Raw genomic sequence first — 13,218 nt, forward strand, 5'->3', positions numbered from 1 at the left:
ATGTTCACCGGAAAGGGAGTTGCGATTGGCGGGAGGCTTTCAGCCCTGCTGCTTCTGCGCGAGGGCCGCGGCTTCCGACTGCACCAGCGCCTTGATGCCGGCGGCGGTGGACTCCGTGGGGCTCACCGACATCCGGTTGAGCAGCGCCGCGACGGCCAGGTTCTGCGCGTCGTTGCTGAGGCCCGGCTTGGAGAGGATCTCCTTCAGGTCCGCCGGCAGGTCCTTCTCACCGTTGAGGTAGCCGCCGAGCGCCTTCTTCAGCGACTCGCTGTGCTCCAGCGCGCCGTCCACCGAGCTGCCGACGGACACGGCCTTGACGAAGTTCTCGAAGAACTTCCCGTCGCCGCCGACGATCTGGAACTTCGCGTTGGTGAAGGCCTGGGCCAGGACGGTGGCCTGGGCCTGGGCAATCTCCTTGCGGACGTTGATGGCGGCCAGCTCCACGTCGCGCTCCTTCTGGAGGCGCAGGCGGTACTCCTCGTGCTCGCGGCCCACGCCGTCCAGGGCCTTCATCGCGGCGGCCTTCTCCGACAGGCCCCGGGCCTCGGCCATCAGCTTCTCCTGGATGGCGGCGGCCTCGGCCAGCTGCTTCTCGCGCGTGGCGAACGCCTCCGCCTCGCCGCGCTTGTGGATGGCGGTGGCCTCGGCCTCCTGCACGCGGGCGTGGGCCAGGCCCTTCTGCTCCGCGCCAGCGGCCTCGGCGAGCAGCTTCTCGCGCACCGCGGAAGCCTGCGCCTGGCCCTGCTTCTCGATGACGGAGGCCTCGGCCTCCTTCACGCGCACCTGCGCCATGCCCAGCTTCTCCGTGGCGACCGCGTCCGCTTCACGCACGCGCACGGTGGCGAGCCCCGCCGCGGCGGACTCGGCCTGGATGCCCTCGGCCAGCCGCATCTTCGCCTTGGCCTGCTTGTCCGCGGCCTCCAGGTCGGCCTCGGCCAGGGTCAGCTTCTCCTTGGCGAGGAACACGGAGATCTTCGCGCTCGCTTCCGCGGCGGTGACGTCCTTCACGGACGCCTCTTCCGCGTGCGCCTGGGCGGTGATGATGATGGCGTCCTTGGTGCGCTTGGCATCCGAGGTCACGCGCAGGTCCTTGATGTTCTCCTCTTCCTGGGCGACGGTCTTCTCCACCGCGATGCGGGCGCGGACGACGTCGGCGATGGCCTTCTTCTCCGACTCCAGCGCCTTCTCCTTCGCGATGCGCTGCAGCTCCGTCTCACGCTCGCGGTTGATGGCCTCCAGGGCGCGGTCCTTCTCCACGCGCTCGGACTCCACGCCCACCACGCGCTCACGGTTCTTCTGGGCCACCTGCACCTGGCGCTGCTTGTTCTCCTCGTTGATGGCGATCTCTTCTTCCGCCTTGATGCGCGCCAGCTGCGCCTTGGCGAACTCCTCGCTCTTCACGCGGTCGGCCTCGGCCGTCTCACGCGCCTGGATGCTGTCGATTTCGCGGCGCTGCTTGGCGGCTGCCTCCTCGCGCTGACGCTCGAGGGCGAAGATGGCCTCGTCGGCCTCCACGTTGCGCTTGGTCACCGCCATGCGCTCGGACTGGCGCAGCTCGTTGGTGAAGACGTTCTGCTCGGTGGTGAGCTGGGTGATCTTCCGGATGCCCTGGGCGTCCAGGATGTTGTCCTTGTCGAGCATCTCCACCGGGGTCTGCTCGAGGAAGTCGATGGCGCAGTCCTCCAGCATGTAGCCGTTCAGGTCGCGGCCGATGGTCTCCACGACCTTGTCCTTGATCTCGTCGCGCTTGGTGTAGAGCTGCTCGAAGTTGAAGGACTTGCCGACCGTCTTGAGGGCCTCGGAGAACTTGGCCTCGAAGAGGTTCTCCAGCGTCTCCTGATCCGACGCGCGGGCGCAGCCGATGGACTGGGCCACCTTGAGCACGTCCTCACGCGTCTTGTTCACGCGCACGAAGAAGGTGACCTTGATGTCCGCGCGGATGTTGTCCTGGCAGATGAGGCCTTCCTTGCCGCGGCGGTCGATTTCGACCGTCTTCAGCGAGATGTCCATCACCTCCGCGCGGTGGACGATGGGCAGCACCACGGCGCCGGTGAAGGTGACCGTGGGCTCGACCTTCATGGTGTTGACGATGAGCACCTTGCCCTGATCCACCTGGCGGTAGAACTTGGCCACGCTGACGAAGATGCCGAAGAGGATGATGACGCCGCCGCCGATGATTGCTGCCAGGCTGATGGGATCCATGGCCTATCCTGTGAAGTCCGTTGGGCGGGCCTTGTTCCAAGCACTCGGGGTCCCCCGCGAAAGCCACCCGGTGCCGATTGTCGCGCCCGTCCGGAGGAGCCCGGCGGACGCCAATGTTCATCGCTGTGAGCGGGCCCGCGCGACGGCCGCTGCCTTCAGCGGATCCCGCAGCTGCTCCATTTCCTGGGGGAGGAGCCAGTCCACCGGCTCCACCTCGTACACGCCCCGCTCCGCGTCGTAGCCGAGGATGAGTGCCGGCTGGCCGCGCTTGAGCTCGTTGGGCTTGTCACAGAAGACATTCAGGATGAGGCCCGCGGCCCCATCGTCGAAGGTGGCGTGGCCGTCCTTCGCCGTCACGCTGCCGCTGGAGATGGTGCACACGCGGCCCATCAGCGCGTCGCGGCCCGGGGCCTTCTTGGCGATGAAGATGGGGCGCAGGGGCCGCACCGCGAGCCCGGCCACCACCGTGCCCACCGTCGCGCAGACGAGGCCCAGGCCCGTGCTCACGAGCCACGAGGGAAGCATGGACAGCGCCGAGTGCGTGGCCTGTCCGCCGAGCAGCGACAGCGACCAGGAGAGGAACACCACCAGGCTCACCGACACGGTGACGGGGATGCCCCCGAAGCCCAGCGCCGCGAGCAGGCCGGTGGCGGCCTCCGCGTCGTGCAGGTGCGAGTGCCCCGCGTGGTCGCCGATGTCATGGCCCCCGACGGCCTTCGCGCCCCCCTCCAGCAACCCCGAGGTGGCCTTGGCGCCGCCCTCGAACGCGCCGCTCACCGCCTTGGCGCCGCCCTCCAGGTCCACGTCGCCATCCAGCATGTCGATGCCCGCCGCGCCGATGATCACGCACAGCCAGTACGCCAGCACCACCCCCAGGAGGATGGTGAAGATCGCGGTCGGGAACGCCAGCAGGGCGGCGAGGAAGGTCGTCATGCCTCGGGAATAAATTGAGAGGTGGGAGTCACAACGAACTCTAAACGACTGCACCCATATCCGAAAATGCCACCGGGGCTTTTCCGGCTGCCTGCTGTCCGTGCCGCCAGGGGGCAACCGGTTTGCCGCCCCGGCGTGGGCTGCGCACTACAGGGAGGCGATGCCCTACCACGCCACCGTCTCAGAATCCGAGCGCGTCCCCTCCGCGAGCCGACGGGGGATGACCCAGCTGGAGCGGCTGCGGCAGGACGGCCACCGGCGGCTGGGGACGATGAAGCGGGGCTTCCGCTACGTGGACGCGCGGGGCCGGGCGGTATCGCCAGCGGAGCGGGAGCGAATCGACGCACTGCGGCTGCCTCCCGCCTGGACGGACGTGGCCATTTCGCCCAGGGGGTCCGCGCGCCTTCAAGCCGTGGGGCGGGACGGGGCGGGCCGCTGGCAGTACCGCTACAGCGAGGCGCACACGCAGAAGCAGCGGGACGCGAAGTACCAGCGCATCGTGGGCTTCGCGCAGGCGCTGCCGAAGATGCGGCGCCAGGTGAGCAAGGACTTGCGCAAGCGGGGGCTGGGCCGGGAGCGGGTGCTCGCGGGGATGCTGCGCATCCTGGGCACCTGCTTCATCCGCCCGGGCAGCGAGCGCTACGCGGAGGAGCACGGCAGCTTCGGGCTGGCCACGCTGCGCGCCCGGCACGTGAAGGTGCACGGCGACACGGTGGTGTTCGACTACCCGGGCAAGTCCGGCGTGCGGCAGCACCGCGAGCTGAAGGACCGGCGCGTGGCGACGCTGGTGCGGCAGTTGTTGAAGGTGCCCGGGCGCGACGTCTTCAAGTTCGTGCTGGATGACGGCGCGGTGGTGGACGTGCGGCGCCGGCACATCAACGAGTACATCCAGCAGGTGATGGGCCCGGGCTACAGCGCGAAGGACTTCCGCACCTGGGCGGGCACGCTCATCTGCGCCTGCGCGCTGGCGAGGGCCCGCGAGCGCGTGAAGGAGGACGGCGACGGCGGCCCGGTGAAGAAGACCGTGCTCAAGAAGAGCATGGTGGCCGCGGTGCGCGAGGCCTCCGAGCAGTTGGGCAACACGCCCGCGGTGGCGAAGGCGTCGTACATCTACCCGTCCGTGCTCGTCCTCTTCGAGCGGGGCCAGGTGGTCGACCGCTACTTCAAGTCCGTGGACGAGCTGGCGGCGAGCGCGGGCGAAGGCATGCACTGCTCGGAGAAGGCGCTGCTGCACATGCTGGGCAAGACGAAGCTCAGCGCGAAGCAGGCTTCCGTGTAAGAATCACGCGGAAGGAGGCAGTCCCTGGCACCTTTCCTCGGCCCCACTCGCGCGATGGTCCTCCAGTGGCTGCGGGCTCCCGGCGCGGAGCAGCGACTGCCCTTGCACCTGGGAAAGGGCAGTCCGGCCGCCATCATCTCCTTGAAGGAGGGGCAGTGGCGGTTGGAGCCCTTGGTCCTCGACGCTGCCGCCAATGACCGCCGGTACCAGGAGTCCATGCGGAGCACGGGGATGTGGGTGCCCGAGATGGCCTGGCCCAGCCTGAAACCGGGGGAACCGATCATCTCCGTGGGGACTCGCGAGGAGTTCGTCGCGAAGTTGGAAGCGTTGAGCTGGACCTACGGCTGACCGTGCCCGAGTACGTCACCCACCGCGGCGCCCTGCCCCGCGCCGAGCTGGAGTCCCTGGGGGATGCCCTGCTCGGCTCCCGCTTCGTCGCGCGCAGCCCGTTGATGGGGACGTTCCGCGCGAGCCGGGGCTTCGCGTTCGTCTTCACGCGCGAGGGCCGCGCGACGCTGGAGGCCCGCTTCCCGTTCCTGTCCGTCTACCTGCGCCGCATCCTCGACGACGACAGCGCGCGCGGGCTCCTGCCCTGGACGCAGCGCTGGTTCGGAGGCCGGGACACGCGTCCGCGTCCCAATGCGTTCTACCTGAACCTGCTCTTGCTGGACGCGGGCACGCCGGTGGGACGCCACATCGACGCGACGTTGCAGGAGCCCAGCGGCGTCCCGGACGCGACGCCCGAGCACGTGAGCGTCCTGTACCTACGGGTGCCACGGGGCGCGCGGGGAGGCGCGCTGCGGCTCTTGCGAGACAACCGGCTCCAGGGCGAGGTGCGGCCCCGGCCGGGCCTGCTGGTCCACTTCCGGGGCGACCTCCAGCACGAGGTCCAGCCCTTCACCGGAGGCCCGGAGGGCGCCCTGCGCGCGAGCCTCGTCTGCGAGCAGTACGCCTTCGCGGACGACGTGCTGCCCCGGCTGCCGGTGTTCCGCATCCAATCCAAGGCGGGCTTCTCCGCCTTCCTGGAGGCCCAGCGCGAGCGCGACGGCGCGGCCCCTTCCGTGGGAACGCTGGAGGAGTGAGCGCGCGCTGGAGCCCTGCTCCTGGAGCGTGCGGGCGCACGGGCAGACCACCGCTTGCGCCCACCGGGCATCATCCCAAGGCTTGAGGTTCACCTTTCTCAGGGGAGGACGACCATGGCGGGCAAGAAGCTGGAGGGCTACGGCGAGACCAGTGAGCAGCGCCAGCGGCACCTGGAGAACGACGGGTTCTCCGAACGGGCGCCCCAGACACCCGAGGAGCTGGAGGAGGCGCGCACCGAGCCGGAGGACGGCCATCAGGTGGTGACGCTCCATCCGCTGGAGACGGAGCGTCCGGACGACGAAAGCTGAGGCCCTCCTCGCGCCGGCTCAGAAGGGCGCGCCGACGAGATCGACCTTCACCTTGCCGCTGTTGATGTTGACGATGAGCGTGCGGGTGAGCTCCTGCTGCTGCTCCAGGGGAAGCTGGGCCAGCAGCGCGCGCAATTGCTCGCGCTGCGACCCGCTCCAGCGCCCGGCGGCCACCGCGTTCTCCACCAGCTCCCGCCCCTGGCTGAAAGCGGCCACGCTGCGTGGGGCCGGTTCAGGGGGCCGGGGTTCTGGCGCGGAGGGTGCTGGCGCGGGGGCGGCGGCACGCAGCTCCTCCTTGAGGATCTGACGGATGTCCTCGCGCAACCCGGCGGTGTCCACGGATACCGCCGCGCGCAGGTGCGGCGGCTCCACGGAGGGCTGGCATGCCTCCAGCTTCCGCAGCGCCTCCTCGAGCCGGGCCTCCCGCCGCTCCAGTGCGTCGGACCGCACGGCGTGTCCCTCCGAGGGCCTCAGCCAGGCAGCGGCGCCGAAGCCGGCGCCTCCGGAGAGGATGGCGATGCCCACGAAGGGCCACAGGCGGGAGGTGCTCATGGGCGCGAAGAAATCACGGCGCCTTCGGTTCGAAGTACGAACTGGTGTCGACCATGAGCTGCGTGCACTCGCCGAGCGCGTCCCACGCGAAGTAGACGTACGAGTCGCTCTTCAGCGCGCGCGCCGCCGCGATGAAGCTGGCCCGGCTGGAGTTGCAGGTGACGTAGTTGCCGGAGGCGTCCTCCGCGTAGGCGGTCATGGTCTCGCCGCCCAGGGTGACCATTGTCGACACGCCAATGAACTGCCGGGTGTCGGCCGAGTTGCGGGCACTGCCAAGCGTGCCAAACGCGAACCGGGCCGAGGGGAGGACGTTCACGGGCGACGTGAGCTTGTAGCCTGCCCAGGCCGTGGTGCCGAGCCCCAACGCAGCGACCGCCAACCCCGCGACGAGTGTCTGCTTCTTCATGATGTTTTCCCTCTGGAATGACGCAGCCGAAGAGCCACGAAAGAGCGGGCCTCCGTAGCGGACCGCCGCATCTCCCGTCAAGCGCGGAACACCGGCAATCACAGCACTCTGTTGTCGCCTGTCAGGCAACGACAGACGTCAAGTGCTTTTGAAGAAACTCCATCTGAAGCCATGGAGCCGGTGAAGGTGCTCGCGCTCTGGAACGACGCGAGCGGGACGTGGCACGAGGAGGACTGGAGCGATTACGAGTACGTGGGCCTCTGCCGCGACCTGTCCTTCGGGTTTACGCGTTCCGAGCGGGCGTGAGACAAGGCTCCATGCCCGACTGGAAGCGGTTGCAGAAGCTCAACGACGGGGAGCCCATCTGGTACTCGGATCCCCAGCTCGATACGAAGGACGAGGTCTGGCTCTACAACAAGGGAGGTGCCCTGCGCGTCTGGAGCGCGGGCACGCTCGACAAGGAGGACCCGAACGTCTTCAAGGGGCTTGGGCCCGTCGAGCGGCGGCACACCCTGTACCGGCTCAGCTCCCTGCTCCACGTCGATGTCGAGGTGCGTGGCGCGCGGTCGCTCGTCCGCCGCGGGACGCTGAACGGCGCGCACCTCGCCTCCCGCATCGAGACCTCCCGCGTCGAGGCCCTGCTGGCGCGCTACCGCAAGCTGGGCTTCAAGGACGGCGCGCCGTGGAACGCGACGAAGAAACTCGTGACGCGCCGCCAGTACCACCGGGCTCCGGACAAGTCCTGGGAGGTCCTCGTGGACGGCGAGCATGTCTTCGAGGACTACTCGGAGCAGACGACCCTCGCGAGCCGTGAAGCCGCCCTTGCCCGGGCCGAGCAGCGCGTTCGCGCCAAGGAGAAGGCGGGCTTCGTGCTCCAAAACATCGAGCTCACCGAAGCCAGGTTCTCCAATCCGGAGCCCAAGCCCGCCCCCAGCGCGCCCAGGCCTGCGCCCCTGCCCAAGGGGCCCTCCTTCCCGAAGCCCCAGGACGCCTTCGAGGCCGTCGACGTGGCCATCGCGATGCTGAAGGACCTGCACGCGCGCTTTCCCACGGGGCACTTCGTCGCGGAGCAGCTCGACGCGGCGAAGGAGAAGAAGCGCATCGCCACGGCCGAGGAGCATGTGTCCTTCTTCAAGCGCATGCACAAGGCGCGCATCGGCCGTTGGAGGACGGCGAAGCCAGGCAAGCCAAAGAAGCGTGAGTCCAGTTGGGACTACTTCCTGCGCGTGTATGGCTCCATCACCTGGATTGTCGGCAGCGGTGCCGACCAGGATCTGCCCATGTTCCTGTGCGGCAACGTCACCGGCGGTGGCTGGAGCTGCCTGGAGGTGGCGGAGGACCTCTACGCGATGGAGGACCTCGTCGAAGCCACCGGCAACACGGACCTGGAGGACCTGAGGGTGTTCCACGGCGGGTGGCACACCTCCAGGTCCTTCGCGTTCGATCCCCGCATGAGGTCCGCTACGGGAGAGCTGTCCATCATCCCGTTCGACGAGGGCATGGAGAAGCGACCCAGGGCCGTGAAGCGCGAGCGCGTGCAGCCCTTTGGCCTGTGGCTCCACAAGCGCGTCACCCAGCTCGTTCGCATCGCGGAGCGGAACCTGCACGCGGCGCGGTGAACCGCGCTCAGAACGCGACCTGGAACCGGGACATCACCACGTTCTCGGCTTCCCGGTCGCCATCCACCGCCCCGCCTTCGTAGCGCGTGTGGTGGTAGTTCAACGCGACGCGCACGCGCCGGTTGAAGGCGAAGAGGGTGGCGACGCCGAAGCCCTGGGCCTGGCTCACGGAGCGGGTGGGGTCCGCGAACACGGGGAACGCGTCGTCGTCCAGATCCAGGCCCTGGTAGCGCACGGAGATCTCCAGCGCGCCGCCCTTGCCCGTCTTGGGGTCGAAGGGGCGGTGCGGCTTGGGGCCCGTGAAGGACGCTTCCCCGCCCAGCACATACGACGCATACGCCTGCCACGCGTGGTGGCGCAGGCGCGCGCGCTGGTCACCGATGCTCACCTCCTGCGACGACAGGACGTACTCCGCGAGGAGCCCCACCGGGCCCCAGTAGAAGTAGCCCTGGGGCGACAGACGCAGGTGCTCTCCGTCCGCGATGACGGTCGGACCGGCGGTCCCGTTGTTCAGATAGTTGAAGATGATCTCCTGGCCGGTGCTGCGCTGCGGCGCCAGGGCGGTGGTGGAGGTGTTGGCGGAGGGCGTGCCGAACTGAAGTCCCCGGGTGACGGCGAAGCCCAGGCCCAGGCCCTGGAGCGCGGAGCCCGTGTCGCCCTTGAAGGGCTGGGCGAAGACGCGGGCCACCAGGTCGAAGCTGTCGTCCGTGTTGACGTCGATGCTGGCGCCGTCGGGATCGCCGTTGACCACCGCGAACGCATAGCTGAGGCGCCCCCCGGCGATGTCTCCGTGCAGTTGCAGGCCCGCGTCGCGGATGGGGACCAGGCCGAAGGTGAGCGAGCGTTCGATGAAGGGGACGTCCGTGTTGGCCTGGAGCAGCTCCAGCCCGAAGGGCGTCTTGAAGCGGCCCGCGCGCAGGCGCAGCCACTCGACGGGGCGCAGGTCGATGTACGCGTCCTGGACGAGCGGTTGATTGACGCCGAAGTCCGGCATCAGCCGGAAGTCCACGAAGCCGAACAGCGTCCCGTCCAGGAAGGGGCGCAGGCGCCGGATGAGGAACGTGTTGGTGCCGGTCCGGTCCGAGTCCGCCACGTAGAAGCGGCCGTCTCCCTGGAGCTGTCCGCGGATCTTCAGCACGAAGGCCTTGTCGGCGGTGGAGAAGACATAGCCTTCCTCGGAGAGCTGGACGCTGGGGGGCTCCGGGGACTTTTCGGGCTCGGTCGCCTGGGCGCGGGCTGGGGGCGCGCAGAACAACAGCAACCCCAGGGTGGCGAGGTGGGCGGCGGAGAAGGCGGACACGCGGGACCTTTCAGTCGAGGGACGCCAGGGACGGGAGGGGGCGCCGGGCAGGCACCCTTCCCGCGTGTCGTGAGGCTGTCAAGCGACCCTTCGCCGGTGTTGCATCCGCTCAACGGCTACGGCGCGACCTCGGCGATGCTGTATGTGAAGTCCCTTGGGAAGAAGAACTTATAGACACCGCCCCCCCGGACGCGCCGAAGCGAGAGGAAGTAGCGCGCGGTGGCAGGCGCCGTGAACTCCGTGCCCGGCGGATAGTCACTCTCCAGGCTCTCCGCGACGATGGCGCCCTGGGCATCCAGCACCGTCGTGCCTGCATAGAAGGGGGCGGTCCCCTGCGAGGAGAGCCGGTACTTGTGACCTTCCACGAGGTCCACCGCGAGCACGTCCACGTCGCCCACGGGCCAGAACGACACATCGGTCGTCGAGGGCACCGTCACCACCGTGGCCTCTGGCGGCGCATCCGGATGGTCGTCCAGCCCGCTGTCCCCCGCCGTGCACTGATAGCCCTCCACCGCCCCTCCTCCCTTCCCCGCCCTGGAGAAGACACGCACGTAGAGATCCTCTCCGGTGTCGTTCTCGCCGGACAGCGCAACCTCCCCGTCCCTGGGCCCCGAGTAGGAGTACGTGTTGAGCACGGTGCCATCCGCCCTCACCATCTCCGATTGGGGGCCGAAGTTCGGCCCGGCGCAGCGCACCGACAGGATGTGTCCCTTTGGAATGGAGAACCGGAAGACATCCACGTCGTCCGGGAACGGGGCGTTCAGGACGCCGCTGAACTCCGACGGGACCGCCTTGGAGACGGCGTCCTGCACCGTGTCGCCCTCGGCGTCCTGGGGCTCGGTGAAGTCGAAGGTGTACCGGCCGAACTTGACCGACGAGTTGATGGACGCGCGCACGTCCACGATGACGGTCTCATCCAATGCCGCACGCCAGGTGATGGTGGAGTCGGCGTAAGCCTTGTAGGTGACGGGCGGGAGGGGCTCCAGCGTGACCGGATCGAGCCTCCGCACCTCGCAGCCAGGCAGGGTGTCCGCCTGGCAGGAGAACCGGTAGAAGTGTCCGGCCTGCGTGGCCAGTTCGTGGCTGCTCAACGGCTCCGCCTCCGTCAGTTCCCCTTCCCCGCTGTCCCCGGGATTCAGCACTCCCGACCCGGCGTCCGGAACCGGCTCGGGCTTCGCCGGGTCCTTCTCACAGGACGTCAGCAGCAACCCTCCCACCAGCAAGGACAGCGCTCCGTAGCGTCGGAAGGTTGTCTTCGAACTCATGACGGCTTTGCCTTTCATTGGTTCCCCCCCGGCCATGTTGCGCCCGTTCCAACGCAAAGCCAACCTCTGGGTGAGACGTCAGCCCGCGAGCGCCTTGGGGCGTGAGGGCATTTCGAGCTGGGCCTGCACGAGCCGTGCGTAGGCCCCACCTCGCGCGAGCAGCTCCGCGTGCGTGCCCTGCTCCACGATGCGGCCCTTCTCCATGACGAAGAGGATGTCCGCGCCGGCCACGGTGCTCAGCCGGTGGGCGATGGTGACGCGGGTGCATGAGAGGGATTGAAGCGCCTGCTGCACGCGCCGCTCGGTGACGGCGTCCAGCGCGCTCGTCGCTTCGTCCAGGAGCAGCACCGAGGGCCGGCGCACCAGCGCGCGCGCCAGGGCCAGCCGCTGCCGCTGTCCTCCGGACAGGCTGGCCCCCTGGTCTCCCAGGGGTGTGTCGTAGCCCAGCGGCAGCGCGAGGATGTCCTCGTGGATGCCCGCGCGCGTCGCCGCGTCCACCACGGCGGACAGCGGGATGGACGGATCCGCGAAGGCGATGTTGCTGCGCACCGACGCGTTGAACAGCCGCGTGTCCTGCACCACGATGCCCAACTGCTGGCGCACCGAGTCGCTCTCCAGCTCCGTCAGGTCCATCCCGTCGAAGAGCACCCGCCCCGCCTCCGGCCGGTACAACCCCAACAGCACGCGCGCCAGCGTGGACTTGCCTCCGCCGGAGGGGCCGACGATGGCCGCCCACTGCCCCGGGGCGATCCTCAGCGACACGTCGTGCAGGGACGGTGACTCCAGCGCGCCGTAGCGGAAGCGGACGCCCTCCACGGTGATGCCGCCCGCCAGCTTCGGCGCGGGCCGCACCTTCCGCGCGTCCTGCTCCGGGGCCGTCTCCAGCAGATCGTCGATGCGCTCCAGATAGCTGCCCGCGAGCTGCAACTGCCCGCCCACCGCGACCAGGGAAGCCAGCGGGGCCAGCGCGCCCAGGGCCAATGCCTGCGCTGTCAGCATCGCCCCCAGCGTCAGCTCGCCGCGCAGCACCTGCCAGAGCCCCGTGCCCAGCAACACGGAGGGCGCGCCCACCTGGAGCCCCGCCGCCAGCGCGTCCACCACGCCCTGGTAGTAGCGCTTGCGCGAAGAGGCATTGAGCTGCCGCGTGTAGAGCTCCTCCCAGTGCCCCACCGCCTGTCCCTGCGCGCCGGAGGACTTCAGCACCTCCATGCCGGACAGCATCTCCACCGTGAAGTCCTGGGACTTCGCCTGGGCGTGCATCTCGCTGGCCAGCAACTCCTCGCGCTGGCGGCGTGTCAGCAGCAGCACCAGCACCTGCGCCACCGCAACCGCCCCCACCGCCAGGAGCAGAGGCCGGCTCAGGCCCGCCAGCATCGCCACCGAGGACACGATGAGCAGCCCGTCCAGCATCACCGCCAGCGTGGCCGAGCCCAGCGCCTCGCGGATGATGGCCAGGCTGTTGATGCGCATCATCAGGTCGCCCGACGAGCGCTGCTGGAGGAAGGCATACGGCAGCGACACCAGGTGCCGCACCAACTGGCCCGCCATGCCCACGTCCAGCGCCACGCGCAGCCGCACCAGCAGGGCCGAGCGCAGCGACGTGGCCAGGACGTGGCACACCAGCACCAGCCCCACGCCCACCCCGAGCGCGGCCAGCAGGCTCGTGTCCTGACGCGGCACCACCCGGTCCACCGCCATGCCCGTGAGGAAGGGCAGCACCAGGGACAGCACCTGCAGCACCAGCGACACCGCGAAGATGCGCGTCCAGTTGCCTGCGTGCCCGCGCAGCAGCGCAGGCAGGCGGCGCAGCAGGGCCGGCCGCGTGTGGCCTCCACGGAGCGCGGGCGTGGGCTCGAACAGCAGCGCCACGCCGGTGAAGGCGTCGCGGAACGCGTCCCAGGACAGCCGCCTCCGTCCCAGCGCCGGGTCCACCACGTCCACCCCACCCCGCCACAGCCCGTCGAAGACGACGTAGTGGTTGAACTCCCAGTGGAGGATGGAGCCGCGGTCCAGCGCGGGCAGTTCGTCCATGCCCACGCTCACCCCACGCGCGTCCAGGCCGAAGCGCTTCGCCGCCTCCACCAGCGCCAGTGCGTGCGCGCCACCACGCCCCGCCCCCACCGCCCCGCGCACCTCCGCGGGCCGCGCGGGGGCGCCATGGTACGCGAGCACCATGGCCAGGCACGTGGGGCCGCAGTCCGCCGCGGTGAACTGCTGGAGGAACGGCACCCGGCGCCACCGCCGCTTCAGCTCACGCCACGCTCCCATGGC

The 13,218-nt window shown here is 69.4% G+C and carries 13 protein-coding genes; 6 read left to right on the forward strand and 7 right to left on the reverse strand.

All coding sequences use genetic code 11. The features are described 5' to 3' along the window. Positions 1-39: 39 nt before the first annotated feature. Entirely contained in the window at positions 40-2,202 is a 2,163-nt protein-coding gene (locus tag JYJ93_RS24450) for a hypothetical protein (protein WP_206795135.1), read from the reverse strand. Between the two features lie 117 nt (positions 2,203-2,319). Beyond that, complete coding sequence (locus tag JYJ93_RS24455; protein WP_206795137.1) at positions 2,320-3,135, reverse strand: hypothetical protein; 816 nt, start codon at positions 3,133-3,135, stop codon at positions 2,320-2,322. 220 nt (positions 3,136-3,355) lie between these two features. Here JYJ93_RS24455 and JYJ93_RS24460 point away from each other — a divergent pair, with 220 nt between their 5' ends. The 4 genes from JYJ93_RS24460 (at position 3,356) to JYJ93_RS24475 (ending at position 5,805) form a co-directional block, all read left to right on the forward strand. After that, on the forward strand, positions 3,356-4,414 hold the full coding sequence (locus tag JYJ93_RS24460; protein ID WP_206795139.1) for a DNA topoisomerase IB: 1,059 nt from the start codon (positions 3,356-3,358) through the stop codon (positions 4,412-4,414). Positions 4,415-4,516: 102 nt separating this feature from the next. Further along, positions 4,517-4,762, forward strand: a complete 246-nt coding sequence (locus JYJ93_RS24465) for a hypothetical protein (RefSeq protein WP_206795141.1) — start codon at positions 4,517-4,519, stop codon at positions 4,760-4,762. Positions 4,763-4,764: 2 nt separating this feature from the next. After that, a complete protein-coding gene (locus JYJ93_RS24470; RefSeq protein ID WP_206795143.1) occupies positions 4,765-5,496 on the forward strand; it encodes a 2OG-Fe(II) oxygenase in 732 nt (243 codons plus the stop codon). 114 nt (positions 5,497-5,610) lie between these two features. Continuing rightward, positions 5,611-5,805, forward strand: coding sequence for a hypothetical protein (locus JYJ93_RS24475; RefSeq protein ID WP_206795145.1), 195 nt, complete (start codon positions 5,611-5,613; stop codon positions 5,803-5,805). Between the two features lie 18 nt (positions 5,806-5,823). Here the strand turns inward: JYJ93_RS24475 and JYJ93_RS24480 are convergent, their stop codons facing one another. Then, the gene (locus JYJ93_RS24480) at positions 5,824-6,357 is read right to left on the reverse strand and encodes a hypothetical protein (RefSeq protein WP_206795147.1); all 534 of its coding nucleotides are present in this window, start codon (positions 6,355-6,357) and stop codon (positions 5,824-5,826) included. Between the two features lie 13 nt (positions 6,358-6,370). After that, complete coding sequence (locus JYJ93_RS24485) at positions 6,371-6,763, reverse strand: hypothetical protein (protein ID WP_206795149.1); 393 nt, start codon at positions 6,761-6,763, stop codon at positions 6,371-6,373. Positions 6,764-6,934: 171 nt separating this feature from the next. On the opposite strand from JYJ93_RS24485, the gene JYJ93_RS40665 reads away from it, so the two are divergent. Continuing rightward, complete coding sequence (locus tag JYJ93_RS40665; RefSeq protein ID WP_269012402.1) at positions 6,935-7,069, forward strand: hypothetical protein; 135 nt, start codon at positions 6,935-6,937, stop codon at positions 7,067-7,069. Between the two features lie 11 nt (positions 7,070-7,080). After that, positions 7,081-8,382 carry a hypothetical protein gene (locus tag JYJ93_RS40245; RefSeq protein WP_242543919.1) on the forward strand — a complete coding sequence of 434 codons (1,302 nt, stop codon included), beginning with the start codon at positions 7,081-7,083 and terminating at the stop codon, positions 8,380-8,382. Positions 8,383-8,389: 7 nt separating this feature from the next. Here JYJ93_RS40245 and JYJ93_RS24500 read toward each other — a convergent pair whose 3' ends face one another. From JYJ93_RS24500 to JYJ93_RS24510, 3 genes are all read right to left on the reverse strand, one after another. Next, positions 8,390-9,682: a porin gene (locus JYJ93_RS24500; protein WP_206795151.1), complete on the reverse strand. Its 1,293-nt coding sequence runs from the start codon at positions 9,680-9,682 to the stop codon at positions 8,390-8,392. Positions 9,683-9,798: 116 nt separating this feature from the next. Continuing rightward, complete coding sequence (locus JYJ93_RS24505; RefSeq protein WP_206795153.1) at positions 9,799-10,947, reverse strand: hypothetical protein; 1,149 nt, start codon at positions 10,945-10,947, stop codon at positions 9,799-9,801. Between the two features lie 78 nt (positions 10,948-11,025). Then, the gene (locus tag JYJ93_RS24510) at positions 11,026-13,215 is read right to left on the reverse strand and encodes a peptidase domain-containing ABC transporter (RefSeq protein ID WP_206795155.1); all 2,190 of its coding nucleotides are present in this window, start codon (positions 13,213-13,215) and stop codon (positions 11,026-11,028) included. Between the last annotated feature and the right edge of the window lie 3 nt (positions 13,216-13,218).

The sequence above is a fragment of the Corallococcus sp. NCSPR001 genome (genome assembly GCF_017309135.1).
Classification (GTDB): Bacteria; Myxococcota; Myxococcia; order Myxococcales; family Myxococcaceae; genus Corallococcus.

Coding starts and splice junctions, on each gene's coding strand:
- JYJ93_RS24455 (WP_206795137.1), bottom strand. CDS start 3,135: ATGACGACCTTCCTCGCCGCCCTGCTGGCGTTCCCGACCGCGATCTTC.
- JYJ93_RS24480 (WP_206795147.1), bottom strand. CDS start 6,357: ATGAGCACCTCCCGCCTGTGGCCCTTCGTGGGCATCGCCATCCTCTCC.
- JYJ93_RS24475 (WP_206795145.1), top strand. CDS start 5,611: ATGGCGGGCAAGAAGCTGGAGGGCTACGGCGAGACCAGTGAGCAGCGC.
- JYJ93_RS24485 (WP_206795149.1), bottom strand. CDS start 6,763: ATGAAGAAGCAGACACTCGTCGCGGGGTTGGCGGTCGCTGCGTTGGGG.
- JYJ93_RS40665 (WP_269012402.1), top strand. CDS start 6,935: ATGGAGCCGGTGAAGGTGCTCGCGCTCTGGAACGACGCGAGCGGGACG.
- JYJ93_RS24505 (WP_206795153.1), bottom strand. CDS start 10,947: ATGAGTTCGAAGACAACCTTCCGACGCTACGGAGCGCTGTCCTTGCTG.
- JYJ93_RS40245 (WP_242543919.1), top strand. CDS start 7,081: ATGCCCGACTGGAAGCGGTTGCAGAAGCTCAACGACGGGGAGCCCATC.
- JYJ93_RS24460 (WP_206795139.1), top strand. CDS start 3,356: ATGACCCAGCTGGAGCGGCTGCGGCAGGACGGCCACCGGCGGCTGGGG.
- JYJ93_RS24450 (WP_206795135.1), bottom strand. CDS start 2,202: ATGGATCCCATCAGCCTGGCAGCAATCATCGGCGGCGGCGTCATCATC.
- JYJ93_RS24510 (WP_206795155.1), bottom strand. CDS start 13,215: ATGGGAGCGTGGCGTGAGCTGAAGCGGCGGTGGCGCCGGGTGCCGTTC.